Here is a 21,671-nt window from a genome sequence, read left to right as displayed (position 1 = left end):
AAAATCTATATTTTTCCAAATTGGTTATTTGGTATATACCATTTAAACCAATCGTGAGAAACGAATTTACGTGGAATAGGAAAGTACATTTCTTCCCTATTCCAACTATCCTGGTACTCTTGCTTATCCTTTTACACTTCCAGCCGATAAGCCGCGAACGAATTGTCTTTGGAAAATAATGTACGCAATGATCATCGGCAACGCGGATATTGCCAAACCGGCCAATTGAATTCCAAAATCCGTATTTAGCTGACTTCTTAAGTTCATTAAGCCGACCGGGATTGTGCGAAGGCTGGAATCTTCAACGAATACAAGGGCAAACATGAATTCATTCCAGACATTCATTCCCGTCAACAACGCACAGGAAGCAATGATGGGTTTACCCATCGGAACAATAATATGCCGGTAGACCTTCCAACTATTACATCCATCGAGAATAGCCGATTCTTCAAGCTCATGGGGGATGGAAAGAAAATAGGATCGCATTAAGAAAATCGCAAATGGCAATTGAAATGCAACATAAGGCAGGATTAAGGCTCCATAGGTGTTATATAGACCAATCGCCTGCAACAATTTATAAAGCGGGATTAAGCTAACCTGCGGCGCAAGCATCAAACCGCTTAGGATAATAATCAATAAGAAATTTTGACCTTTAAAATGAAAGCGGCTCAGCCCATAGGCTGCCATCGATCCAAAGAAGAGTACACATACAACGGAGACCACTGTCACAAGAACACTATTTAAGAAGAAATGACCAATACCCGCGTCCCATGCGGCTTTATAATTACTCCAAAGCCATTCTTTTGGCAGGGACCACGTACTTAAGAAGAAATCGCTATTCGATTTTAGTCCGCTTAATCCAAGCCAAATGATCGGGTATATAATACAAATGGCAAAAATACTAAACCAGACAAGGACTGTCCCTTGAAAGATTCTATTTTTAATTTTTGTAGTAATCTTCGATCCTGCCGTTTTCACTGGTTGGAATTCGTTTGTTTTTACAACGGGATTTTCCCTTGTTGTCATTTTCTTACGCCTCCTGTCCAGATTTTCCTAATTTCATTTGAATTAAGGAAAGGATGAGAGTGATGACAAAAATGACCGTCCCAATCGTGGAAGCATAGCCCATTTCATCATTCCGAAAAGCCGCGCGGTAAAGCATCGTTCCTAAAACTTCTGTCGATTGGCCGGGTCCTCCAAAAGTCATGATATAAACTTCATCGAACACTTTGAATGCTCCGATTACAGTAATGACCATACCCACGATGGTCATTTCTTTGATCTGTGGAAGTGTTATATTGAAAAAGGTTTTTATCTTAGATGCGCCATCAATCATGGCCGCTTCATAATATTCAAAAGGAATTTTTTGCATCGCGATCAAGAAAAGCATCGCCATATAACCTGTATACTGCCATTGCGAGACGGCAACAACTGCATAGATGGCAACTTTACTATCCCCAAGCCAAGAATGTGCCCACTCGGATTGACCAATAAATTTTAAAAAGCCATTGACTAAACCAACTTCCGGATTATAAATCAGCTGCCATAATAAACCAACAACAGCGATGGAAATAACGGAAGGGATAAAAAATACAGTTCGGAAAAATGGTTGAAATCTTCTAATTAGTTTGTCTTCGAGGATGGCGGCAATCACTAATCCGCCTCCAACTTGGAATACTAAGGAAATAATGGCATATAGAGAATTATTTTTTAATGCAATATAGAAAACTGGATCCTTAAAGAGCCTGTCATAATACTCAAAACCTACAAAAGTTTTTCCTGCCGAAAATGAATTCCACCTAAATAAACTGTTATAAAGATTCAGCACAATCGGCAGAAACACAAACAACAGGATGAGAAGGAGTGCTGGTAAAATATAAAGTAAAGCTGTACGACTATTACGAAATGTTTTTGTCATCCTTCTTCCTCCTTAGAGGGGGTAAACAGTTACATAACTGCCTACCCTTTCTTCTATTAGTTCACTTCACCTTGTACTTGTTTCGCAACTTGTTGAACTTGTTTAATAATTTCTTCCGGTGATTTCGTGCCGTCAAGCAATAGTTGAATATTCGTTAGGTATGCATCTGCAACCTTTGCATGGACATCCGTATCTAGCCATTCAGCCATGCCCTCTTCCTTCTTCATGAAATCGACGCCTTCTGCAACCTGTTTCAAGGAAGTTTCAGATGTTGTTGCACCATCAATCGGACTAGGCCAGCCAAGCTGTTTTGTCAGTTTCATAGCATTTTCTTTGCTAGTTAAGAATTTTAAGAATTTAATAGCTTCTTTAGGATGCTTGGATTTTGATGATACGATAAATCCATCAGGTGCTCCGGTGATGAAATTCTGATTTCCTGCTCCATCTAAAATGGACGGCATCGGGAAGAAGCCCCAGTTTCCTTTTAAGCCCTTTTCGATATCAGGGAATTCTTCTAATTCTACATACATAATGGCTCCCTTACCTGCTAGGAACAATTGCTTCGCCATATCATGGGAAGTAGAGTTGGCATTTTTCATGAAGTAACCATTTTTATTCAAGTCAGCAAACATCTCCATTGCCTTTACATAACCAGGATCCGTAAATTCTCCGGATTTAGGATTATAGTCTTTCATTCTGACATCCTGTGCTACTAGTTTTTGGTTTAGACCTGTTAAGTAATGGATGGCTGCCCATGGGCTTTGGTTTCCAAAAATAATTGGAGTTTCTCCGCCTTTTTTCAAGGTGTCTAATTCTTGTAAGAATTCATCCCAAGTCTTTGGTGCTTGTAAGTGGTATTTATCAAATATTTTTTTGTTATAGACAAAGAATTTTCCGTTAAAGCGAAGCGGAATTCCATAGTTTTTACCGTCGGAGCTAAATGGCTGCAAGGAAGCTGGAATAAAGCTGTTTTTCCATGCGGTGTCTTCAATTAAATAAGGAGTTAAATCTAAGGCTGCACCGGCACGAACGAATTTTCTTGCAAACTCTCCTGACCAAGAGAACATAATGTCAGGAACATCGTTACCGCCAAGGATGACACGGAGCTTATCCTTAATTGGTTCGTCTGCAATCGCTTCCATTTTTACTTTAATATTTGGATTTTGCTTTTCAAATTCTTTCACCACTTCTTCAAAATAGGGAGCGTATTCTGGCTGCGGCCACTTATGCAAAAATTTTAGAACGATTTTACCCGATTCGTCTTCTTTGGTAGACGAAGTGCTTGAACATCCCGTTAAGACGAGTGCAAACATTAGCATGGCTACTAATAAAATCTTCATTTTTTTACTCATTCATTAACCCTCCTTATTTTTAAAAATACTAAACTTTCAAACTATTTAATGTATGACACCCCCTGTGGATCCTATTAATAAAATTCCTCCCCCTAAAAGGGGATTAGAATGAAATCCCAAACCCAAAAGCACCGTCGATAAGACAGGTTTTCGCAGCAAACTTTGCGCCTTCTTCCAAGCTCGCTTTGATGAGCTCTGCTTCTGCCGCCATCATTTTTTCTTTCTTTCCTTTAAAATAATGAAGAATAAAGGCGGTGAAAAAAGAATCTCCTGCCCCTAATGTATCGACGGGTTGAACAAAATGAGGCTCCTGACGATAAAAGGTATGGCCATCGTAAACCATGGAACCGCGTGAACCCATCGTACCAATTGCTAGAATGCTTCCATAGGAGTGAACTCGTTTTAAAAGTTCCTCTACTTCCTCATCCTTCCATTGACCGCAGGACAATAAACTGAAATCCACATGCTGACAAGTTTTTTCTAAAATTTCATCATTATAGTCAGCTGAAAAGTCAAAGGATACTTTGACCCCTGCCTCTTTTAACTTATGTAATTCCGCTTCCATCTCGCTATATATGCTGCTGTGAGCAATTTCGAAGGTTTTGATATATTCCAAGTCTGCATCGGTAAGGACAATAGGATGGTTCTTTTGGACGCCTCCGCCATTTCCGCCGATAAAGACCCGATCACCATCGACTAAATCTACCTGTGCATAGCCATTTTCACCATCATGATACCTGCAATGTGAAAGATCGACTTCTAAATTTTTTAAGGTTTGGGTTATATGTTCAGCAGCACGGTCGCTGCCAAAAACTCCAAGGTAGGCGGACTCCACACCAAGCTGTTTTGCATAAACACTAAAATTCAAAGCATTGCCACCTGGATACATTGTTCTTTTATAAAGATACTGATCTACTACATTATCGCCAACACCAATTACCTTCATGATTCAACCTCCTAGGTCGGTAAATAATGGTATATACCATTAAATTTAAATCTGAACGGAATTCCTGTTTATTGGAGATTCAATTCAGAATAAAATTTAACGATATCACTTCTGGTTAATGAAGTGGAAAATTCAATTTCCTGTTCATTTCGGTCAAAGGCGACCGCTTCTTGAAAAATGCAAGGACTTTCGGAACGGATTTTTAATAGCTTACTATCACTTTCCTCGGAGTAGGTAACCTGCATGTACTCTTTTGCCTTGACGAGGACAATACCGTAATGGTTTTCTAAAATTTCATAAAGGGAACTGTTATCGGTGATAATTTGATCGAGATTAGGACATAGTTTTTCAGGAATAAATGATTCTTCAATCGCGACTGGCATGTCATCAACAAGACGCAAACGTTTGATTGCTGTCACTGACTCACCAATTGCTACTTTTAATTTGTTTGCTAACATCGGTTTTGCTTCTATTTTTCGAATCGAAAGAATCTGGGTGCTAGGAGTTAATCCCCTATTAATCATGTTTCTTGTAAAACTGTTAAAGGTAATAAAGTCCATTTCTATTTTTTTATTCGAAATAAAAGTCCCGGAGCCGACTCGTCTCTCGACCACTCCTTCTCTTTCTAAAATGGACAAGGTATGCCTCGCTGTCATCCGGCTGATTCCATATTGTTCAGCCAGTTCCCTTTCCGATGGTAGCTTATCGCCGTGCTTTAATTTTCCAAGTTCAATATCATCAAGGATTTTATCTTTTAATTGCTTGTAAAATGGAATTGCTTCCTCGTCCTTCATCATTTTGTTCATCTCATGATCCCCAATTTTTAGTGTTTTCTTTTATCATCTCACTTTTCCTTAAAATGGTATATACCATTAAGAGCGAATATAATAATGAATAAAAGGATATTTGAAAATAATCTCGGAAGTAAATGTAACTTGTGATGGATGGATAGCGCTTTCAAAAAGAAGACTTAGAAGGTTAAACCCAAAGGTGAAATGGTGTGGAATTAATATATCTTATATTACATTAAAAATAATTTAAATTTTCTGTCTTGTCAATATGTTTTAAATAAAAATTTTGAAAAATGAATGAAAACTTTGTTACACTTAATAACTGAGGTGATTGTAGTATGTGTGGTCGATTTACGTTAACCGCAACCATTGAGGAGGTTTTAGACCGATTTGATGTTCAGGCTTTTCTGGAACAGGAGTTATATAGTCCGAGTTATAATATTGCACCCTCTCAGCGGGTTTTAGCCATTATCAATGATGGAAAAATAAATCGGATGGGGTTTTTAAAATGGGGTCTCGTCCCTTCTTGGGCAAAAAATGTATCCATTGGAAATAAATTGATTAATGCTCGAGCAGAGACTTTATCCGAGAAACCGAGCTTCCGGGATTCATTTAAACGGAAACGCTGTTTGATTGTTGCCGATAGTTTTTATGAATGGAAACGCGGTGATGACCGTTCAAAAAAGCCAATGAGAATTAAGTTGAAAAGCAATCATTTATTTGCGATGGCGGGTATATGGGAAACTTGGAAATCACCTGATGAAAAGCCCCTCTTTACCTGCTCGGTCATTACGACCCAGCCTAATGAATTAATGAAGGATATTCATGACCGTATGCCTGTCATCCTTAAGCCAGAGGACGAAAAGATATGGCTGAATCCCTCTGTTTCGAATCTGCAATATTTAATGGATTTTTTAAAACCGTATGATGAACAATTAATGGAAGCATATGAGGTCTCTTCCCTTGTGAATTCACCTAAGAATAATTCGATCGAGCTCGTCCAAAAAATTTGTTAGACCCATTTTTAAGGAATATTTTTTTATTATAGGACAAGTAAACTACATCAAGGTACAAGCAACGACATACTTTGTAGTAACCCAAACATTTTTCCTTCTTACGAAAGTGGAAATAACCACTTTCGTTTTTTTTAGTGGTGTCCCAAGTTTTAGGACACCACTTTATACTTGAAATTCAGCAGGTACGGCTTAATTAGCCGTGAAAACCTCCCATTGTCCCTGGTGCATAACCTGGAAAACCGGTCATTCCACCTTGTGTACCATACATTTGGGTTCCGCCTGCTCCTGGGAAACCTGGATATCCATGGAATCCTCCAGCCCCAGGGAATCCTCCATAGCCGCCGTAGCCAGGATGACCTCCCATGCTTCCATATCCTCCATATCCAGGGAATCCTCCCATACTTCCAAATCCATGTCCCGGGAATGCTCCCATTCCTCCTTGACCGGGAAGTCCGTGCATCCCATCAAATCCATGACCAGGAAAACCACCCATTCCATCCATACCCATCATGCCGGGAGCTCCTCCCATACTACCCATACCTGTCATGCCGGGAGCTCCTCCCATACTACCCATACCTGTCATGCCGGGAACTCCTCCCATACTACCCATACCTGTCATGCCGGGAACTCCTCCCATGCTGCCCATTCCACCATAGCCAGGAAATCCACCCATCGTTCCTGTACCAATATTTTGCATGAAGCACACACTCCTTTTTATAGGTTACAGTCTAGACTATGTTAAAGCAGGAAAAAGGCATAGGCAGTTACCCATATATATAAATAAATCTGCTTCTGTGTGTAAAAACTGATTAGGGTTAACCAACCTTTAAAACTGTTATTTTTTTACCATGAAATGAATAAACTTTAAAAATATCGTATTTTTTCTCTTAAAATGCTGTAATTTGGAGGACAAAACATGTTTTTTATTCCGACAAAGATTAATATAGGCGGTCTGAAAATAGGAAGTCCTGACCATGCTTCATTAGTATCCTTCGGAGAGAATTATATTGTTGGGGTAAATGTGACCGGCAAAAAAAATCAAGGGTATGGCCAGCAAATGGCGGACTTAACTACTTTTATGATTCCTATCCATGCGACGTATGATGACGAGCCAATTGATTCACCTAGAGTGAAAAACAATAGGGAGTGATGGAAATGATCGTTGGGCCGTATGCGATTAACCTTCTTGGTTTTAAAGTGAATGCCATTGATAACTCTTCCTACGTAAATTTTGGTCCCAATCAAATAATCGATGAGTTAGTTGCCTATAAACGGAATCAGGGGGTTGGGGAGCAAAACGGTGATATATCGCCTGTCAATATCCCTATTTCCTGGGTTGTCGATCCAGATGTTGCGGATACTAATTCGGCTAAGAACAGCGTTATATAAACAGAATGCCTTGGGTTTTTTAGAGATGTCAATTCCATGGGGTGATTTTGATGGTTATATTCGCGCCGACAGAAATCAATTTGTTAGGCTATAAAATTAATGTGTTTGACCACGCCTCCATCATGAATATAGGGGCAAACCAAATTAGGGACCAGTTTGTCGGTTATAAAAGAAACCAAGGCTTTGGAGAGCAAAACGGTGACATCGTCCCCATTTTTATTCCTATCTCGTATGTTTATGACAGTGATTTGAATGACACGTGGATTACGAAAAATAGTATTATTTAAAAAAAGGAGTGATGAATCATAATAGATTCTTCACTCTTCTTAATTATTCATATGAAAGCGCCATGTGGTTAATTTACAAATCGGCCTACTTTCCCTTTAGTTTCCCAATAATCATTGCGAAGGTGGACTTTTTGGATTTTTCCTGATGCAGTTTTCGGTAGTTCATTGACGAAAGTGACACCTGTTACCGCTTTGAAATGGGCCAATTTTTCTCTGGAAAATGCGATAATTTCTTGCTCGCTGACTTGTCGATTCTCCCGTAAAACAACAAAAGCGTGAGGAGTTTCTCCCCATTTTTCATGCGGTACAGCAATAACAGCAGCTTCTAGAATATCAGGATGTTCATAAAGAGCACCTTCAACTTCAATCGAAGAAATATTTTCTCCACCGCTGATGATGATATCCTTCATTCGGTCGACAATATCGATGTGTCCATATTCATCGACTGTACCCATATCACCGGTATGAAGCCAGCCATTCCGAATCGTTTCCATCGTTTCTTCTGGATTTTTCCAATAGCCTTTCATCACCCCGTGGCTTCTTGTGATGACTTCACCGATTTCTTTCCCATTACGGGTAACTTCCTCCCCATATTCATTGACAACTCGCACATCACAGCCGATCATCGGGTAACCCGCTTTGGCTTTAATTCTTGATTTCTCTTCAGGAGAAAGGTGTTGTAATTCTGAACGAATCGTCGAAACCAAGCTAAGCGGAGTCGTTTCTGTCATCCCATAAACCTGAATAAATTCCCAGCCAAGTTCTTTTTCCACCCGGGTAACAAATGCGGGCGGCGGCGCCGAGCCAGCGATGACAACACGTACATCTTGTTCAAGCTTCGGTTTATTTTTTTCATAATACTGCAAGAGTGCGTTCAGCACGGTTGGGGCCATGTGTAATACGGAAACCTTATGTTCCTCCATTGCCTTAAAAATAGATTCAGGTGTTACTTTTTTTAAACAGATATGTGTGGCACCATTGGCTGTGTAGTAAAATGGTGCTCCCCAGCCATTCACATGAAACATCGGCAGAACATGAAGATATACATCACAATCTCTGACTCGTAAATGATGCATTGTACACAAAGCATGAAGGTAATTATTACGGTGCGTTAACATAACACCTTTTGGATTCCCGGTAGTACCGCTTGTATACAGAAGGCTACTTACATCATTTTCATCCAATTCTTCACGGTCAAATGAGGAAGCATTAAAACCCGCGAGCCATTGTTCGTAATCCGTTTCTGGAGTTTCATGATCTTTGTAGTGAACAATAATTTGTTCAACCGTTGCAAGCTTGTCTTTAATTGGAGCGATTAAATGGTAAAGATCCTGGTCGACAAACAGCAATTTTGATTCGCTATGGTTTAAGATGAATAAATAATCCTGAGGTGTTAATCGACTATTCAGGGGCACCATGACCGAACCAAGCTGAAAAATGCCATAAAAACCTTCCAGCATTTCAACGGTATTGGGAGCCAAATAGGCAACGCGGTCCCCTTTTTCAACTCCCAAATCCCTTAGTCCATTGGAAAGTTGATTAACTCTTCCGGCTAAGTTCTCGTATGTAAAAACTCGCTCATCACAATAAACCGCTTTCTTGTTCCCATACAATTTTACAGCACGATCTAAGAACTCTGTTAACACTAAAGGTACATTCATCTTTTCACCTCATTAATAAATTGAATTTTCTAATTTTATTCTAGCATATCTTTTTTAATAATTACTACCTTAAAATGTGAAATTTCCCTGAACTGTAATTTATTTGCTAAGGCAGTCATAATATAGAATATACGTTCGTATGAAGGGGAGAACATCATGAAAAACAAAAACGAAACCTCGGTTACCGGAGAAATGTTAATCAAATATTATGAATTGAATAAACAGAAAAAAGAAATTGAATTGGAAATGAATCGATTAAAGGAATCCTTCCAGCAATACTTTGATCAGTTTGTTGGCGAGAATGTAAGAGGAGAAATTACGATTAGCGGGTATAAACTTCAACGGCAAATTCGGAACATAGAAAAATACAATGATGAAGTGATGATTAAAAGATTAGAAGAATTACAAATGAATGATCTGATTCAAATTATTAAAAAACCGGATGATGTCAAAATTAAAGCTGCTCTTCAGCTCGGTTTATTAAATCAAGAGCATTTAGACGGCTGCATGATCAAAACCTCTTCTCCTGCGATATCAGTTAAGCCTCTAACACCAAGATAATTTTCACGAAAAAACATGGATCTTTACAGAACAGATCCATGTTTTTTATTTTTCGCTGGAATCCCCATCTTAATCGCTTCTTTTAAGATCACGTGCTTCCTTTCTCCCAGCTTGAATACCAATATACCGCAGACTATGACTAGGACACCGATTAATTGTTTGAAAGTAAATGGAACCTGTTTGAGACCAAACCAGCCGAGAGAGTCCCATAATAAGGCAAAGCCCAGCTGCGATGTTAGAGCGATTGAGATGGAAAAAGTAGGACCCAGCAGCCGCATTCCCTTCACAAGGCATGTGACAACCCCTATTCCAAGCAAACCGCTGAACCAGAACCAAGGCTTCATATGTTGCAAGGCAAATAGATTTTTTCCTTCAAAAATTAACCCGAATATCAATGATGCGAAAAATCCCATGCCTAATACCAGTGTGGTTGTCGACCATGATCCTGCGCGTTCATTGACTTTACTGTTAAAGATGTTTTGCATACTTAGAAATGCTCCTGCGAGAAGCGATATCAGTAATCCAAAAACCATAATATTAACCCCCTCCTTCTTGTGCAAAGTTATTCGTAAATATTTTGTACGGCAAGTTTCCTTAAGCCTTTCCTATCCTTTACAATAATGGAGCCTTTGTTACGCTCAATCAATCCCTCTGAACAGAATCTTTGTATGACTCGATTTAGATGTCGATAGCTGGTTCCAATGAAATTCGCTGTATCTGTAAGATTAACTGAACCTTGTTGCTCATTCATTTGAGAATCGGATTCATCCATTGAGACCGATAATAAATAACTGGCCAACCGTACTTCGACTGGATACATCAGACTTAAGCTCATGGAATTGGATTTAAGATGGAATTTTTGTGTAATGATATTTAGTAAAAATTGGAGAAATGGTGAGTAATCACTCATATATTTTTTTAACCAATGGTGGTGAATACCAATCAACGTCACTGACGATACCGCCTCAACTGTATTAATAATAGGGATATTTTGGACGTATTCAATATCTCCGATTACTTCAAGTGGTGTCTTAAAAGATAGAATAAGGGTTTTCCCTTCGACCGAGTTTGTATAGATTTTCAGTTTTCCTTTCACAAGAATGTACATATACTGGGAAGCATCTCCTTGTGAACAGATATTTTCCCCTTGTTCAAAGTTAAAAAGTGATAAATGTGGTAATAATTCTTCGTTAAAGATTGGTTCCAATTCATGCATTTTCAAAAAATCATTCAACTGCTCACGATCATTGATTTCTTCCATTCTTGGGTTTCACCTACAGTTCCAATCAAAATTTTAGAATGACTACGCCAGCAATCATCATCATGATTCCAATAAGCTGCCGTATAGTCATCTTTTGCTTCAATACGCCAAACCATCCATTACAATCAATGATAAAGGTAAGGCCAAGTTGAGCGATTAGGATGCATGCGATGGAAAGAGTCATTCCAATATGATGGATCGCAGTTACATTACTGTAAATGATTACTGCAGCGAAGGCACCACCAGTTAAATAGACCGGTTTCACTTCCTTAAATTTTTTCCATGTATCGTCGCGGATAACCATCATGATCGCTAATGCCGTAATGAACCCTGTAAACTGAGTAATGGTTGCTGTTTGCCAAGTGCCAATATCTTGACTAATTCTAGCGTTGGCAACACCTTGCAAAGTTATAAAAGCCCCTCCTAAAAACGCATATATAATCCCTTTCATTTTCTCTCTCCTCAATAAAAAAATCATTATGTTCATGATATATCCTGTTATAGAACTTGAGGAAGGACATATGTCTTAAAATAATTTTTTCCTTCACAATAAAAATCCCGTATTATCAAAATAATACAGGATTTCTACTATTTATTTGCGAGTGGAAAGGATTTATTTGCGAATTTTATGCTTTTATTTGCGTATCTAGATTATCAGAAATGCTTTCTTTATTTACTTGCAGCGTGTCGTCCAACCAATCAAAGATCAATGCCCCAAAATGGGATTCTTCATAGGAATCTGTCGCATAGAACACGGCTACGCTACCATGGACGGTACTCTTCGCCAGATTGGGTCGCATAGAACCTTGCTATGCTCCCGTGGACGGGTTTCTTTCCTTGATTGGGTCGCATAGAACACGGCTACGCTACTGTGGACGGAACTCTTCGCCAGATTGGGTCGCATAGAACACGGCTACGCTACCGTGGAAGGGACTCTTCCCCAGATTCGGTCTCATAGAACCTTTCTATGCTACCGGTGCGGGACTCTTCCCTTGAATGGGTCGCATAGAACCTTATCAAAGAAATATAGTCTATAAAACCAACTTTTATAGACAGTTTATCAGTTAACAAAAACTTTTACTAATAAAATAGGGTCGTTAATACTCCCTATTCCAAATACTCCGCATCTAGTTCTTGGTTCAAATACCTCGCCATGCCCGTTTTGATTTTTTTAAAACCTACTTTTCGGTAAAATTCTTCATTTCCTGTTGTTGAAATGAAATGAACACAGGAAACGTTTTGGAGCTGATCCAAAAGATCTTCGATTATCCTTTTTGCGATTCCCAATTTTTGAAACTCCTTATGAACCACCACATCATAAATGGCTGCATTAAAGACTCCATCAGATAAGGACCTTCCAAACCCAACCGTACGACCGCTTACTGAAGCAAACACAGTGACATTGCTCGCATCGAATACCTGTTTTATGATCTCATTACGATGTTTTGTCCAACCGACAGATTCATAGACTTCTCTCATATCATCCAAATTGATTCTAGAAAAATCATGATATAATTGTATATCCATCTCCCGCTCCTCTATTTCAAAATAATATTGGTTATTGTGCCGTTTACATCCAAATAAATAGCAGCCTCTTTCAATCTCAGGTTCAGTGGAATTTAGAATGTCAATTGGATCATATTGTTTTATATTCATGCAGCCATGGGAACCGCTTGTCCTCAGGTTTGTCAGTCAAATCGGCAATTGTCGGAGGATAGGGATTAGTTCGGATATGCATTTTGAGTTTTGACATCACCATAGGAAAATCTAACTCTGAGCAGTAATTGAACCAAAAGGTAACTGTTTCATTTTTGGAAATATAGCCTTTATAAACAGACTCGATCAGCACCAAAATTTTTAATGCCTCTTGTTTCGTCATTTTGTGTCCCTCCTTATCGAGCTATTATTCACCTTTTAATGGAAAAAAATAACCCAGCAATAGCTAGGTTTTTCAAAGCAGTTGCTGGGTTTATGCTGAAGGATAGTTTACTCTTTAAAACGAAATCATTGCCCCTCGCTCATCAAACACCGATGTTGGATTCCAGGCAACCTCCCAGAGATTGTTTTCCGGGTCCGCAAAATAGGCAGTTCGCCCGCCCCAGAAGGCATCACTTGGCTCTCTTAAGATTTTTCCGCCCGCTTCACGAATCTTTTTAATCGTAGAGTCGACCTGTTCGGGAGTTTCCACATTGATCGCTAAAGTAATCGGTCGATAGGTTTCAGGAGATAATTGGAACTCAATGCCTGCATCCTTCGCTAACTCCTCAATTGGAAATAACGAAAGCAGAACCCCGGCGGTTTTAAATACAGCAAAATTGTCAGAACTCGTTTCTGTCTCTTCCCATCCCAATGATTGATAAAAGCTGCGAAGTCTTGGTAATTCAAAAGCCCCGATTGTAACTAAACTAATCCTTTGTGGTATCATCTTTTTTCCTCCAACTCATATTTTCCATTTTCATATTTTCTCCATACTTTTAATTTCTCCTGCCATTTTTCCAATAAAAAACTAAGCCGGCACAAATGCCAGCTTAGTTCATAACATTCCCTTCACTTTCAACCGGGCTTTTTGCCGGGATTAAAAAGGTCACGATAATGGATAGGACACTTACACATAGCGCAAAAAGATAAATATTTTTCATCCCAATGACCATTGTCGCTGCATGATTGATAAACAGCCCCATGACCGTCACCCCGATCGATGTCCCTATGTTTCTTATAAAGATTTGCAGGGAAGTAGACATCCCTTTAATATTATTTTCGACAAATTCCTGTGAAGCGATTGTCCCAACGGCGAATAATAAACCAAATGCAAATCCTTGAATGGTCAAGAGACCAAATAATAAAAAGTAGGAAACATCTTTTATGACGAAAAAGATGATTAACCCTGCAAGCGTACAAATCAGATTTCCGATGATAAACAATTTTTTATAGCCGTAACGTAAAATCCATTTTCCTGCTGGGGTACTTCCGAACGTCCAGCCAATGGCAATGCTTAATAGAATTAAACCGCTTTGATAAATGTTCATATGGCTACCTTCTTGTAAAAACAGCGGGATGTAGTTCGGTGTACCAAAAAAGGAAATACAAAAAAATAACATATAAAGATTGACCATTAGGGTTCCTTTGTTTTTAAACAAGGTAACCGGAAGAAAGGGCTGTTCCACCTTCCGTTCCACAAGCAGGAATAGGACCATACCAACAATTCCCGCGACGACATACCAGAATGCATCAGCAACGTTTGTGGCCAGCAATAATAACGTAATGGAAAGACCAAATAAAACAAAACCTTTATAATCAATATAAGTCTTTTTAAATTGATTTTGTTCCTTGTATGGGATCAAACAAAGAACGGTCGCAATTCCAATCGGAATATTGATAAAGAAAATCCATCTCCATGTTAAGGTTTCAACAAAAAAAGAACCAAGTACAGGTCCTACAATTGAAGACAATGTCCATATTCCGCTAAAGACGGCTTGAATTTTCCCCCGTTTTTCAATCGTAAATAAATCACCGACAATGATCATCGAGATTGGCAGCATTCCGCCTGCTCCTAACCCCTGGATACCGCGGTAAATAATGAGCGAGACCATTGAATTTGCCATACCTGCAAGCAAAGAACCGATTGTGAAGATCACCACTGAAATAATGAGCAGCCGCTTTCTTCCGTACATGTCGGATAATTTTCCGTAAAGTGGCACAGTAACCGTGCTTGCCAGCATATAAACAGAAAAAATCCAAGCAAACAGCTCCATCCCGCCTAGTTGTTTGACAATCGTCGGACTCGCCGTTTGCATAATATTTGAATCTAGTGCGGAAATAAGGGTGGTAATAACCAGACCCCAAAATACATACTTGTTTTTATTCATATAGACCCCCATAAAACGTATTACTTCCCATATTTTTCTATTTGAAAATAAAGTCCTTTACCATTATAACAAAAAATGATTTTATTTTTCTAGATTCCAATTTTCTCCTTTACCGCTAATTTAAATAGCCAAAATTTTAAAAAAGATTGTTGTAATTTAATAGTGTATATGTTTGAAGAATTTTTGGAGGGATTTGAAACAGAGACAAAAATGGTGTGTATATTTTGTGAAAAATTCACATTAGTGCCAGACACCGTGTGAATTTTTCACATTCTTTAGAGAGGAAATTGTAATTCAACTTCTGTTCCTTTTTCTTCTTCGCTGTTTATTTTTATTTCTCCTTTATGCATTTTCATAATATTTTTAGCAATTGCAAGCCCCAGACCAGTGCCGCCTGTTTCTCGGCTCCTTGCTTTATCCACCCGATAAAATCGTTCAAAAATCCGATGAAGATCTTGCTCCGGAATGCCAATCCCGTAGTCTTTTACTACAATCGATGCCCGCTGTTGATGCTGATTCAAATATAAATCAATATGATCTTTGCTATACTTGATCGCATTATCAAGAAGGATAATGATTACCTGTTTTAATTTCAGTTCATCTGCTTGAATAAAGATATGTTCATCACTGTAATGGAGATGAATCTCCCGCTTATAGGCATTTTTTAGCTGTTTTTGAATTACTTTACATAAACCAACTAAATCCACTTGCTTGAAGTCCAAGGTCGTTTCTTTTTCGGAAGTGGCCATATTCAAGAACATTTCGGTCATTTTTTGAATCCGGGTTGCTTCAGAATAGATGGCTTCAATGGCTTCTGTCGACATTTCATTATTTTGCACGCCCCTTCTTCTTAAAAGACTTGCATAGCTTTTAATGACGGTTAACGGCGTTTTTAATTCGTGAGAGGCATCGGAAATAAATTGGTCTTGTTTTTCCATATTTTCGCTTAGTCTCTCAATCATCCGGTTGAATGTCGAAGCCATTTGTTCGAGTTCATCCCGTGTTCGATTTTGAATCACAATCTTTTTCGGGATACCACTTTGTTCAATATCCTCCATCGTTTTGATCATATTGGAAATCGGCCGCATAATGAAGCCAGATAACCATTTCCCGCCAAGCAGGGACAAAATACCGGATAGGACTGTGCATAAACCAAGGATCCATAATAAAATATCTTTTCTCATTTCAAGCCCCATTAAGGCTTCACCGATTTCAAGTGTTCCGCTGAGGTGCTGACTCGTTTTAATCGGAACACGGACATAGATGACTTGTTTTTCTCCCGTTTTTGTTCCGATCAATATTCTTCCGGATTCTTGTTTGCTTGTGTACTTTGGTTGAATCTTGCCGCTAATTTCTTTATCATTGGTAACTTCGGCTAGAGTTTTACCATTCGGATTGACCACTCTGATATAGGAATGGATGGTTAAAAAATCTTTTAATTTTTCTGCTAACTCCTCACGCTGGTCATGATGGAGTTCATCGATAATATCATTAGCCTTTTGTAATAGCGCATCCTCTTCCATATTGACGGTAATTTTTAAAAAAGAAACAAAGACAACTACGTTAATAAGGATTAATACACAAAGCAGCCATGCGGTGGTCATCAGGTTAATTTTTGTGGTTATTTTCATGTTATTTCTCCTTGATGGTAAAACCTACTCCCCGAACGGTATGAATTAATTCTTGGTCAAATCCTTCGTCTATTTTTTTACGAAGATGACGGATGAACACATCAATCACATTGGTCTCCCCTTCATATTCATACCCCCAAACATTCAAGATAATATTATCTCTTGTGACGACCTTATTTTTATTGGTTACTAAATAAAGCAATAAATCATACTCTTTCGGAGTGACAGTGATGGAAATCCCATCTCTTGTCACTTCCCGGGTATTGGTATCAATCGATAAATCTCCTACCGAAAGCACGGAAGTATCTTCTTTTGGAACATGGATAGAATGGTCGCGGATACATGCACGCACCCTCGCTAAAAGTTCTTCTATTTCATATGGTTTGGTTATATAATCATTGGCTCCTTGATCCAATCCCGTTACCTTATCTAATGTCATATTTCTTGCCGTTAAAAGAATAACGGGAGTTTGATTCCCAGCTTTTCTAAGTCTCCTTAATACCTCTATTCCATTCATTTCAGGAAGCATAACATCTAATAGAATAAGATCGATTGGTTTTTCTGTTGCCCTATTTAATCCCGATTTTCCATCATGTTCGACCAACACTTCATAGCCCTCATATTCAAGCTCTATTTTTAACACCTTGGCAATATTGATTTCATCCTCGATGACTAATATACGTTTTTTCATGATTTCTTTCTCCTTTTAAACGACTCTACCAATAATTTAACATGTTTCTTCCATTATTCTCGATTTTTAATGGATTATTAATATAATTTTCAGTGGGAGTTTATATGGTTCATCGTACCATTTTTCTTTTTAAAAATAAAAATCTCCGATTCCTGCTAGGATTCGGAGATTTATAAAAGTTTACTAAACAAGCATTTGGTATAATGCCCGATCTTTATTCACTTCCCGATATAAAAATCCTTTTGCTTTAATCCGCTCGATTAATGGGAAGTAGTCGTCTTTATCTTTCAACTCAATGCCGACTAATGCCGGACCTGTTTCGCGGTTGTTCTTTTTCGTATATTCAAAATGGCTGATGTCATCATTCGGTCCAAGAACATCTAATAAAAACTCGCGTAATGCACCGGGACGCTGCGGGAATTGGACAATGAAATAATGCTGCAGTCCTTCATAAATTTTGGAACGCTCTTTAATTTCCTGCATTCTTCCGATATCATTGTTACCCCCGCTGACAATACAAACGACCGTTTTTCCTTTGATTTGTTCTTTATAGGAATCAAGTGCTGCGATCGATAAGGCACCTGTAGGTTCCACAACAATGGCATTTTCATTGTATAATGAAATGAGTGTCGTACAAACCTTTCCTTCAGGGACCACCACTATATCTTCTACCAGGTCCTTACAAATCTCAAACGTATGGGCTCCAACCGTTTTAACAGCAGCACCGTCGACGAAAGGATCAATTTCTTTTAACGAAGTAACCTTACCTTTTGATAATGATTCTTTCATGCCTGGAGCACCCATCGGCTCGACACCGATTAATTTGGTATTCGGCGAATATTGTTTCAAATAGGTTCCAACCCCTGAGACAAGACCCCCACCGCCGATCGCCGCGAATAAATAATCGATTGGATCTTGACAGTCATTCAGGAGTTCAACAGCGACCGTTCCTTGTCCGGCGATAACATCAAAATCATCGAACGGGTGGATAAAGGTTCTGTTCTCAAGCTTGCTGCATTCCTTCGCTTTTTCATAGGCGTCATCAAAGGTATCTCCAACTAAAACAATTTCGACATCTTCCCTGCCCCAGAATTTCACCTGCTTCACTTTTTGTTTTGGTGTTGTACTTGGCATAAAAATTTTTCCGTTAATTTTAAGAAGATGACAAGAATAGGCTACTCCCTGTGCATGGTTTCCGGCGCTTGCACAAATAATTCCATTATGTAGGTCTGCGCCGCTTAATTTTTTAATCCGATTATAGGCCCCGCGAATTTTAAAGGAACGTACACTTTGTAAATCTTCCCGTTTTAAGTAAACATTACATTCATATCGTTCTGATAAAATTGCATTATATTGCAATGGAGTTGGTGAAATCTCATCCTTAATATTATGACTGGCAAGGATAATATCCTCTGCAGTTAAGGTTTGTTCATTTTGCTCTGTTTGCTCGACTTGCTGTTTCATCATGGTCCCTCCCAAATAAATACGCTTTTCAATTTCAATTTTTAAACAACAAAAAACCCGCCCCATGTATAGGGACGAGTTTAGCTCGTGTTACCACCCTACTTCCGCAGCAAAAATTCCCCCTACAGCTGCGGCTCTCAAATCAACGTACCAATTTAAATACGTGTTCCAATTTAACGGTGGACATTCCGGCCTAGCTTACTTTTTTCAGCTACGCATCTCGGAGATGATTTTCAGAAATGCTTTGTTATCGACTTCCACCCATCGTCGATTCTCTGTAAAACAAGAACAATTCCTACTCTTCTCTTCATCGATTCATCTTAAATTTGTTATAAGGTTACCACCGTAAATGGGCTTCGTCAATATATTTTGATTATTTTTATTATTTTGTCAAAATTAAAACGCTTTCATGTGAATTTTTCACGAACAGATAAAATGTTCATATACTCTCGTACCATTCACTGACCGGAGGTTTTCTTTTTCGCATTGAATTGATTAACATCTAGTAGAAAAAAAGCGTTCTCATTCCTTCCCTATTAATTTGATGATATAATTATTCCTGAAAAGAGAGATAATTCAGATAGTTAAAAGGAGAGAGAAATTTTGAAGATTCCATTCAATGGTATTACCCCTTCGATCGATGAAACGGTGTTTGTTGCACCTGGAGCTTATTTAATTGGAGATATAAAAATTGGTAAAGAGTCTACGGTTTGGTTTAATGCGGTATTACGCGGGGATGAGGGTCCGATTACCATTGGAGAACAAACCAGCATCCAGGATAACACCACAATCCATTTATACGAAGGCTGTCCTGTGGAAATTGGAAATGGAGTTACGGTGGGCCATAACGTCATTTTACACGGCTGTAAGATTGGTAATCGCAGCATTATCGGGATGGGCTCCACCCTGCTCGATCACGTCGAAATTGGCGATGAATGCATTATTGGTGCCAACACCTTAATTACTAGCGGAACAAAAATTCCCCCGCGGTCCCTCGTTGTTGGATCCCCCGGAAAAGTAGTCCGCGAACTCACAGAAAAAGACTTGCTATTAATCCAAATGTCTATCGAAGTCTACGTCCAAAAAGGACGGGATTACAAACAAATTCTTGAGAAGTAATAGGTTTTTTCGACAAAATTCGGGTGGAGCCTGGCACCACCCGAATTTTGTCGAATCACTCTTCCAATGTTTTTATATCTTTAATAATTTCATTGTATGGCGGGTTTGAAGCGCCTTCGTATTTTTGCAGGACGACTCCGTCTTTATTGACGAGGTAGAATGAAGTACTGTGTACAAATTGATTAGAGCCTTCAAGTTTTGCCGCTGCTGCCATAAAGGATTTGTTGGCGAAGCTTTCGATAAATGGCTGCTTGTATCCGGTTAAGAGGTTCCAATTAGAGAAATCTGCCTCTACCCCTTTGGCATATTCCTTTAATCTCCCCGGCTGGTCGTGGTCAGGGTCAATACTAAAAGACACAAGCTCTGCATCCATCCCGGCTACAGCCAGTTTCTTTTGTAATGACGCCATGTTTGCGGTCATCGGCGAACAAACCGTATCACAATTTGTGAAAAGAAAATCGGCCACCCAAACCTTTCCTTTTAGCTTTGAGAAGGAAAAGGGCTCACCATCTTGATTCACCGCCTCAAATTTCTGTACTTCCATATGGAGGGGGAAGGAGTCCTCTACATTTTTAGTTTCGGTCTTTGAACATGCTGATAACAGCAATAAACAAACGATTAAAAACAACCAGCGTTTCACATCAAAACACCTCATTTTCAGAAAAAAAAGCTGAGTAAACACTCAGCACTTTTTCGAATCTAATTAATAAATTGTGTATCAATTAAAGAAGCAAAATCAGGCTTTTCTTTTAAGAATTTTAACTCTACAGAAGAATTGGCAAACTGTTGAATCACATCCTTGTTTACATCACTTGTAAAGTGGATATGTGTCCAAGCTTGATCCATTACATCTTTGTCAAGTCCTTGTTTTGTAATATCTTTAATGGCTTTTACGGTAATTTCCTTCGCTTCTTCAGGATTTTTATCGATAAAAGCAATCGCTTCATTCTGTGCTTTTACAATTTTTTGGACGACTGCTTTATCTGCTTTAATTTCCTTACCACTTGTAACAAGAATCGTATTTGGCAAAGTGGTTCCGTAAGAAATTTTTTGGCTGTTAACAATTATTTTTGCTCCTGCTTTCTTCACTAACTGTGAAGCCCATGGCTCTGGTACAGCAGCCAAATCCACTTTACCTGATTCAAACATACTTGCATATTGTGCCGGATTACCAGTTACATGCTTTAAAGTTCCCCCGATACGGGCTGACTTGACTCCATAATCCTGTAAAAATGTTTCCATTTGAACATCATGTGTGCAGCCTACTCCTGGAGTAATGAAAGTTTTCCCGCTAAAATCTTTAACAGAGTTGATCCCACTTTGCTTGCTGGCGACAATCGCTGTACCACCAGAAGAAGCTCCGGCAATAATTTTAACATCGGCACCATTTGTAAAGTTATTCATAACAGGTCCTGGTCCTACTAAACCGGCATCAATATCACCCGTCTTTAAAGCAGTCATAAAGGCACCGCCATCCGGAAAAGTTTTGTACTCCACTTTTACATCTTTACCAAGTTCTTTTTCGTAAAAACCTTTTTCTCTTGCCACCATCGCTGGTGCGTGGTCAATGTTTGGAAAATAGCCAATAACGACCTTTTTCTCTCCGCCATTTGAAGAGCTTGCATTGTTGGACCCACAGCCAGCTAAAACACCCGCTCCAAGCAAAAGCGCCAAGCTTAAAATCATTGATTTTTTCTTCATCTCTCTAGTTCCCCCTC

At 38.9% G+C, this 21,671-nt stretch carries 26 protein-coding genes and 1 other annotated feature; of the genes, 6 read left to right on the top strand and 20 right to left on the bottom strand.

Annotated features, from left to right (window positions below; genetic code table 11):
* Positions 1–123: 123 nt before the first annotated feature.
* The 5 genes from J2Y67_RS13560 to J2Y67_RS13540 form a co-directional block, all read right to left on the bottom strand.
* Positions 124–1,026 carry a carbohydrate ABC transporter permease gene (locus tag J2Y67_RS13560; RefSeq protein ID WP_310174850.1) on the bottom strand — a complete coding sequence of 301 codons (903 nt, stop codon included), beginning with the start codon at positions 1,024–1,026 and terminating at the stop codon, positions 124–126.
* Positions 1,027–1,030: 4 nt separating this feature from the next.
* Positions 1,031–1,918, bottom strand: a complete 888-nt coding sequence (locus J2Y67_RS13555) for a carbohydrate ABC transporter permease (RefSeq protein WP_310174849.1) — start codon at positions 1,916–1,918, stop codon at positions 1,031–1,033.
* A 56-nt stretch (positions 1,919–1,974) separates the two neighbouring features.
* Positions 1,975–3,270 (bottom strand): ABC transporter substrate-binding protein, encoded by a 1,296-nt coding sequence (locus J2Y67_RS13550; RefSeq protein ID WP_310174847.1) that lies wholly within the window; start codon positions 3,268–3,270, stop codon positions 1,975–1,977.
* A 103-nt stretch (positions 3,271–3,373) separates the two neighbouring features.
* Positions 3,374–4,216 (bottom strand): fructoselysine 6-kinase, encoded by an 843-nt coding sequence (locus tag J2Y67_RS13545; protein WP_310174845.1) that lies wholly within the window; start codon positions 4,214–4,216, stop codon positions 3,374–3,376.
* 68 nt (positions 4,217–4,284) lie between these two features.
* The gene (locus tag J2Y67_RS13540) at positions 4,285–5,022 is read right to left on the bottom strand and encodes a GntR family transcriptional regulator (protein WP_310174844.1); all 738 of its coding nucleotides are present in this window, start codon (positions 5,020–5,022) and stop codon (positions 4,285–4,287) included.
* A 323-nt stretch (positions 5,023–5,345) separates the two neighbouring features.
* On the opposite strand from J2Y67_RS13540, the gene J2Y67_RS13535 reads away from it, so the two are divergent.
* Positions 5,346–6,023, top strand: coding sequence for an SOS response-associated peptidase (locus J2Y67_RS13535; RefSeq protein WP_310174842.1), 678 nt, complete (start codon positions 5,346–5,348; stop codon positions 6,021–6,023).
* A 193-nt stretch (positions 6,024–6,216) separates the two neighbouring features.
* Here the strand turns inward: J2Y67_RS13535 and J2Y67_RS27990 are convergent, their stop codons facing one another.
* A complete protein-coding gene (locus tag J2Y67_RS27990) occupies positions 6,217–6,720 on the bottom strand; it encodes a hypothetical protein (protein WP_396954075.1) in 504 nt (167 codons plus the stop codon).
* A 219-nt stretch (positions 6,721–6,939) separates the two neighbouring features.
* Here J2Y67_RS27990 and J2Y67_RS13525 point away from each other — a divergent pair, with 219 nt between their 5' ends.
* From J2Y67_RS13525 to J2Y67_RS13515, 3 genes are read left to right on the top strand one after another with little or no spacing between them, the layout of a single operon-like run.
* Positions 6,940–7,173 (top strand): hypothetical protein, encoded by a 234-nt coding sequence (locus J2Y67_RS13525; RefSeq protein WP_310174840.1) that lies wholly within the window; start codon positions 6,940–6,942, stop codon positions 7,171–7,173.
* A gap of 5 nt (positions 7,174–7,178) precedes the next feature.
* Positions 7,179–7,412, top strand: a complete 234-nt coding sequence (locus J2Y67_RS13520; RefSeq protein WP_310174838.1) for a hypothetical protein — start codon at positions 7,179–7,181, stop codon at positions 7,410–7,412.
* 50 nt (positions 7,413–7,462) lie between these two features.
* A complete protein-coding gene (locus J2Y67_RS13515) occupies positions 7,463–7,699 on the top strand; it encodes a hypothetical protein (RefSeq protein WP_310174836.1) in 237 nt (78 codons plus the stop codon).
* Between the two features lie 68 nt (positions 7,700–7,767).
* On the opposite strand, the gene J2Y67_RS13510 is transcribed toward J2Y67_RS13515, so the two are convergent.
* Positions 7,768–9,360, bottom strand: coding sequence for a long-chain-fatty-acid--CoA ligase (locus J2Y67_RS13510; protein ID WP_310174835.1), 1,593 nt, complete (start codon positions 9,358–9,360; stop codon positions 7,768–7,770).
* 156 nt (positions 9,361–9,516) lie between these two features.
* Between J2Y67_RS13510 and J2Y67_RS13505 the strand changes: the two genes are divergently transcribed.
* Positions 9,517–9,921: a hypothetical protein gene (locus J2Y67_RS13505; protein WP_310174833.1), complete on the top strand. Its 405-nt coding sequence runs from the start codon at positions 9,517–9,519 to the stop codon at positions 9,919–9,921.
* A 23-nt stretch (positions 9,922–9,944) separates the two neighbouring features.
* Here J2Y67_RS13505 and J2Y67_RS13500 read toward each other — a convergent pair whose 3' ends face one another.
* The 11 genes from J2Y67_RS13500 to ilvA form a co-directional block, all read right to left on the bottom strand.
* Positions 9,945–10,454, bottom strand: coding sequence for a DMT family transporter (locus J2Y67_RS13500; protein WP_310174831.1), 510 nt, complete (start codon positions 10,452–10,454; stop codon positions 9,945–9,947).
* Between the two features lie 29 nt (positions 10,455–10,483).
* Complete coding sequence (locus J2Y67_RS13495; protein ID WP_310174829.1) at positions 10,484–11,182, bottom strand: Crp/Fnr family transcriptional regulator; 699 nt, start codon at positions 11,180–11,182, stop codon at positions 10,484–10,486.
* 25 nt (positions 11,183–11,207) lie between these two features.
* Entirely contained in the window at positions 11,208–11,633 is a 426-nt protein-coding gene (locus J2Y67_RS13490; RefSeq protein WP_310174828.1) for a DMT family transporter, read from the bottom strand.
* Between the two features lie 175 nt (positions 11,634–11,808).
* Positions 11,809–11,982 (bottom strand): hypothetical protein, encoded by a 174-nt coding sequence (locus J2Y67_RS13485; RefSeq protein ID WP_310174827.1) that lies wholly within the window; start codon positions 11,980–11,982, stop codon positions 11,809–11,811.
* A 307-nt stretch (positions 11,983–12,289) separates the two neighbouring features.
* Complete coding sequence (locus J2Y67_RS13480) at positions 12,290–12,709, bottom strand: GNAT family N-acetyltransferase (protein ID WP_310174825.1); 420 nt, start codon at positions 12,707–12,709, stop codon at positions 12,290–12,292.
* A 109-nt stretch (positions 12,710–12,818) separates the two neighbouring features.
* Entirely contained in the window at positions 12,819–13,061 is a 243-nt protein-coding gene (locus tag J2Y67_RS13475; RefSeq protein ID WP_310174824.1) for a replicative helicase loader/inhibitor, read from the bottom strand.
* Between the two features lie 114 nt (positions 13,062–13,175).
* Positions 13,176–13,607, bottom strand: coding sequence for a VOC family protein (locus J2Y67_RS13470; protein ID WP_310174822.1), 432 nt, complete (start codon positions 13,605–13,607; stop codon positions 13,176–13,178).
* Positions 13,608–13,710: 103 nt separating this feature from the next.
* A complete protein-coding gene (locus J2Y67_RS13465; protein WP_310174820.1) occupies positions 13,711–15,048 on the bottom strand; it encodes an MDR family MFS transporter in 1,338 nt (445 codons plus the stop codon).
* Positions 15,049–15,323: 275 nt separating this feature from the next.
* Positions 15,324–16,679 (bottom strand): sensor histidine kinase, encoded by a 1,356-nt coding sequence (locus J2Y67_RS13460; RefSeq protein WP_310174818.1) that lies wholly within the window; start codon positions 16,677–16,679, stop codon positions 15,324–15,326.
* 1 nt (position 16,680) lies between these two features.
* Positions 16,681–17,370, bottom strand: coding sequence for a response regulator transcription factor (locus J2Y67_RS13455; RefSeq protein ID WP_310174816.1), 690 nt, complete (start codon positions 17,368–17,370; stop codon positions 16,681–16,683).
* 183 nt (positions 17,371–17,553) lie between these two features.
* Complete coding sequence (gene ilvA, locus J2Y67_RS13450; protein WP_310174814.1) at positions 17,554–18,834, bottom strand: threonine ammonia-lyase IlvA; 1,281 nt, start codon at positions 18,832–18,834, stop codon at positions 17,554–17,556.
* A gap of 67 nt (positions 18,835–18,901) precedes the next feature.
* Positions 18,902–19,154, bottom strand: a binding site (T-box leader).
* Between the two features lie 283 nt (positions 19,155–19,437).
* Here ilvA and J2Y67_RS13445 point away from each other — a divergent pair.
* On the top strand, positions 19,438–19,953 hold the full coding sequence (locus J2Y67_RS13445) for a gamma carbonic anhydrase family protein (RefSeq protein ID WP_310174812.1): 516 nt from the start codon (positions 19,438–19,440) through the stop codon (positions 19,951–19,953).
* Positions 19,954–20,008: 55 nt separating this feature from the next.
* Here the strand turns inward: J2Y67_RS13445 and J2Y67_RS13440 are convergent, their stop codons facing one another.
* Together J2Y67_RS13440 and J2Y67_RS13435 are read right to left on the bottom strand one after the other, a co-directional pair.
* Positions 20,009–20,497, bottom strand: coding sequence for an SCO family protein (locus J2Y67_RS13440; RefSeq protein ID WP_310174810.1), 489 nt, complete (start codon positions 20,495–20,497; stop codon positions 20,009–20,011).
* Between the two features lie 155 nt (positions 20,498–20,652).
* Positions 20,653–21,654, bottom strand: coding sequence for an aliphatic sulfonate ABC transporter substrate-binding protein (locus J2Y67_RS13435; RefSeq protein WP_310174807.1), 1,002 nt, complete (start codon positions 21,652–21,654; stop codon positions 20,653–20,655).
* Positions 21,655–21,671: the final 17 nt, after the last annotated feature.

Source organism: Neobacillus niacini, from assembly GCF_031456445.1.
GTDB lineage: Bacteria > Bacillota > Bacilli > Bacillales > Cytobacillaceae > Neobacillus > Neobacillus niacini_I.
The sequence above is the reverse complement of the archived record's forward strand: the minus strand, read 5'-3'. Positions and strand labels throughout refer to the sequence as shown.

Bases quoted from the DNA above. Each gene is read 5' to 3' on its own strand.
- J2Y67_RS13510 (WP_310174835.1), bottom strand. From the start codon at position 9,360: ATGAATGTACCTTTAGTGTTAACAGAGTTCTTAGATCGTGCTGTAAAA.
- J2Y67_RS13480 (WP_310174825.1), bottom strand. From the start codon at position 12,709: ATGGATATACAATTATATCATGATTTTTCTAGAATCAATTTGGATGAT.
- J2Y67_RS13555 (WP_310174849.1), bottom strand. From the start codon at position 1,918: ATGACAAAAACATTTCGTAATAGTCGTACAGCTTTACTTTATATTTTA.
- J2Y67_RS13455 (WP_310174816.1), bottom strand. From the start codon at position 17,370: ATGAAAAAACGTATATTAGTCATCGAGGATGAAATCAATATTGCCAAG.
- J2Y67_RS13435 (WP_310174807.1), bottom strand. From the start codon at position 21,654: ATGAAGAAAAAATCAATGATTTTAAGCTTGGCGCTTTTGCTTGGAGCG.
- J2Y67_RS13545 (WP_310174845.1), bottom strand. From the start codon at position 4,216: ATGAAGGTAATTGGTGTTGGCGATAATGTAGTAGATCAGTATCTTTAT.
- ilvA (WP_310174814.1), bottom strand. From the start codon at position 18,834: ATGAAACAGCAAGTCGAGCAAACAGAGCAAAATGAACAAACCTTAACT.
- J2Y67_RS13440 (WP_310174810.1), bottom strand. From the start codon at position 20,497: ATGGAAGTACAGAAATTTGAGGCGGTGAATCAAGATGGTGAGCCCTTT.
- J2Y67_RS13540 (WP_310174844.1), bottom strand. From the start codon at position 5,022: ATGAACAAAATGATGAAGGACGAGGAAGCAATTCCATTTTACAAGCAA.
- J2Y67_RS13515 (WP_310174836.1), top strand. From the start codon at position 7,463: ATGGTTATATTCGCGCCGACAGAAATCAATTTGTTAGGCTATAAAATT.
- J2Y67_RS13495 (WP_310174829.1), bottom strand. From the start codon at position 11,182: ATGGAAGAAATCAATGATCGTGAGCAGTTGAATGATTTTTTGAAAATG.
- J2Y67_RS13460 (WP_310174818.1), bottom strand. From the start codon at position 16,679: ATGAAAATAACCACAAAAATTAACCTGATGACCACCGCATGGCTGCTT.
- J2Y67_RS27990 (WP_396954075.1), bottom strand. From the start codon at position 6,720: ATGCAAAATATTGGTACAGGAACGATGGGTGGATTTCCTGGCTATGGT.
- J2Y67_RS13525 (WP_310174840.1), top strand. From the start codon at position 6,940: ATGTTTTTTATTCCGACAAAGATTAATATAGGCGGTCTGAAAATAGGA.
- J2Y67_RS13520 (WP_310174838.1), top strand. From the start codon at position 7,179: ATGATCGTTGGGCCGTATGCGATTAACCTTCTTGGTTTTAAAGTGAAT.
- J2Y67_RS13500 (WP_310174831.1), bottom strand. From the start codon at position 10,454: ATGGTTTTTGGATTACTGATATCGCTTCTCGCAGGAGCATTTCTAAGT.
- J2Y67_RS13475 (WP_310174824.1), bottom strand. From the start codon at position 13,061: ATGACGAAACAAGAGGCATTAAAAATTTTGGTGCTGATCGAGTCTGTT.
- J2Y67_RS13485 (WP_310174827.1), bottom strand. From the start codon at position 11,982: ATGCGACCCAATCTGGCGAAGAGTACCGTCCATGGTAGCGTAGCCGTG.
- J2Y67_RS13465 (WP_310174820.1), bottom strand. From the start codon at position 15,048: ATGAATAAAAACAAGTATGTATTTTGGGGTCTGGTTATTACCACCCTT.
- J2Y67_RS13550 (WP_310174847.1), bottom strand. From the start codon at position 3,270: ATGAGTAAAAAAATGAAGATTTTATTAGTAGCCATGCTAATGTTTGCA.
- J2Y67_RS13470 (WP_310174822.1), bottom strand. From the start codon at position 13,607: ATGATACCACAAAGGATTAGTTTAGTTACAATCGGGGCTTTTGAATTA.
- J2Y67_RS13505 (WP_310174833.1), top strand. From the start codon at position 9,517: ATGAAAAACAAAAACGAAACCTCGGTTACCGGAGAAATGTTAATCAAA.
- J2Y67_RS13560 (WP_310174850.1), bottom strand. From the start codon at position 1,026: ATGACAACAAGGGAAAATCCCGTTGTAAAAACAAACGAATTCCAACCA.
- J2Y67_RS13535 (WP_310174842.1), top strand. From the start codon at position 5,346: ATGTGTGGTCGATTTACGTTAACCGCAACCATTGAGGAGGTTTTAGAC.
- J2Y67_RS13490 (WP_310174828.1), bottom strand. From the start codon at position 11,633: ATGAAAGGGATTATATATGCGTTTTTAGGAGGGGCTTTTATAACTTTG.